Origin of the sequence: Kitasatospora sp. NPDC007106 (assembly GCF_040634455.1) — a bacterium.
In the GTDB taxonomy this organism is placed as follows: Bacteria; Actinomycetota; Actinomycetes; order Streptomycetales; family Streptomycetaceae; genus Kitasatospora; species Kitasatospora arboriphila.
Genome location: NZ_JBEYFP010000968.1, coordinates 1 through 2,071 on the forward strand (window position 1 = coordinate 1; position 2,071 = coordinate 2,071).

Sequence of the window (2,071 nt, forward strand, 5' to 3'; positions counted from 1 at the left end):
GTGGTGTCGCCGCGCAGCACCGCCGCCACCAGCTCCTCGGCCTGCGCGACGGTCGCCCGCTCGGCCGGGTCCTTGGCGAGCAGTGCCTCCAGCACCGGGGCGAGCGGCCCGGCGAGCACGGGCGGCCGGTGCGGCCGGGTGAAGATGGCGATGGCGAGGGCGTGCAGGCCCTCGGCGTCGAACGGCGTCCGGCCCTCGACCGCGTGGTACAGCGTGGCGCCGAGCGCCCACAGGTCGTTGGCGGCGGTCGGCCGCTTGCCCTCCAACTGCTCCGGCGGCATGTAGTGCGGGGTGCCGATGACCGTCCCGCTGTGGCTCAGCTTGGTGGTGGCGTCCGCGAGGTGCGCGATGCCGAAGTCGGTGAGGACGACCCGGTCCTTCGTCAGCAGCACGTTGTCCGGCTTGATGTCGCGGTGGACGATCCCGGCTCCGTGCGCCTCGGCGAGCGCGCCGAGCATCGCCGCCCCGATCTCGGCGACCCGGCGCACCGGCAGCGGACCCCGCTCGCGGATCTCGGCGGCGAGCGACCGGCCGCGGACGAACTCCATGACGATGGCCGGCGCGCCGTTGTGCTCGACCACGTCGTGGACGGTGATGATCCCCGGGTGGTTGAGGATGACCGCGGCCCGCGCCTCGCCGGTGAACCGCCGCAGCAGCACGGCGCGCTCGTCGTCCTGCAGCCCGGGCGGGAAGAGGATCTCCTTGACGGCGACCTCGCGGCCGAAGAGGTGCCGGTCCGTCCCGCGCCAGACGCGGCCCATGCCGCCCTGCCCGATCCGCTCGATCAGCTCGTACCGGCCGGCGATGAGTTCCGCGTCGTCCTGGGTCACGGCGGACACTCTAGGGGGCCCGGTGGCGGTCGCGGGCGGGGATCGTACGCGCTGTGATCGATCTGCGCCCGGACGTACACGGACCGGCCTTACGTGCTGGTCAGGCCGCCCGGTACACCTCCGGCGGGCCCGCCGTGCGGTGCTCGCCGACCTCGCCGACCTCGCCGGCCGCGCTCCCCGGGGCCGGTCCCGGTGACCGGTGGGACGAGGTGCCGGCCGCGCCGGGGGTCCTGGCCGCCCTCGGCTCCGCCGCCCACACGGCCGCCGTGGGAGACCGGTCCGTGGATCCGCCCCGGCTACCCCGGCAGGTCGCGGCGGCGGGCCAGGTAGGCGCGCTCGGCGGTGTTGCCGGCCAGTTCGACGGCCCGGTCGTAGGCGGCGCGGGACTCCCGGCTTCGGCCCAGCCGGCGCAGCAGGTCGGCGCGGGTCGCGTGGTAGGCGTGGTAGCCGGTCAGGGTGTCGCCGAGACGGTCGACGGCGGCCAGCGCCACCCCGGGGCCGTCGAGTTCGGCGAGCGCGACGGCCCGGTTGAGGGCGACGACCGGTGAGGGGTCGAGGCAAAGGAGCTGGTCGTAGAGGGCGACGACCTGCGACCAGTCGGTGTCGTCCACGTGGCGGGCGGAGGTGTGCACGGCGTTGATCGCCGCGAGGACCTGGTAGCGCCCCGGGGCCGCCCCGGTGGCCAGCCGTTCCCGTACCAGCCGGTGGCCCTCGGCGATCAGTACCGTGTCCCAGGCGCCGCGGTCCTGTTCGCCGAGGGCGACCAGGTCGCCGCTGGGGGAGACCCGGGCGGTGCGGCGGGCCTCGGTGAGGAGCATCAGGGCCAGCAGCCCGGCCACCTCGCCGTCCTCGGGCAGGAGTCCGCGGAGCAGCCGGGTGAGCCGGATCGCCTCGGCGGTGAGGTCGTGCCGTACCGGATCGGTGCCGGGGCCGGTCGCCAGGTAGCCCTCGTTGAAGACGAGGTAGAGCACGGCGAGGACCGCGGAGACCCGTTCCGGGAGGTCCTCCGCGGACGGCACCCGGTAGGGGATGCGGGCCGTTTTGATCTTGGCCTTGGCGCGGGTGATCCGCTGCCCCATGGCGCTCTCCTGCACCAGGAAGGCGCGGGCGATCTCGGCGACGGTCAGACCGCCGACCAGACGGAGCGTCAGTGCCACGCGGGCGCCCGTCGCCAGTGCCGGGTGGCAGCAGGTGAAGATCAGCCGCAGCCGCTCGTCGCCGACGGGGCCGAGGGGCTCGGG

2 protein-coding genes are annotated in these 2,071 nt (G+C 75.2%); both read right to left on the reverse strand.

The genetic code is table 11. The features are described from left to right. On the reverse strand, nucleotides 1–830 hold an 830-nt coding region (locus tag ABZ641_RS34595), incomplete at its 3' end, for a serine/threonine-protein kinase (protein WP_359988315.1). Nucleotides 831–1,126: 296 nt separating this feature from the next. Further along, nucleotides 1,127–2,071, reverse strand: a 945-nt coding sequence (locus ABZ641_RS34600; protein WP_359988317.1) for a DUF6596 domain-containing protein, incomplete at its 5' end; no start/stop codon positions are given.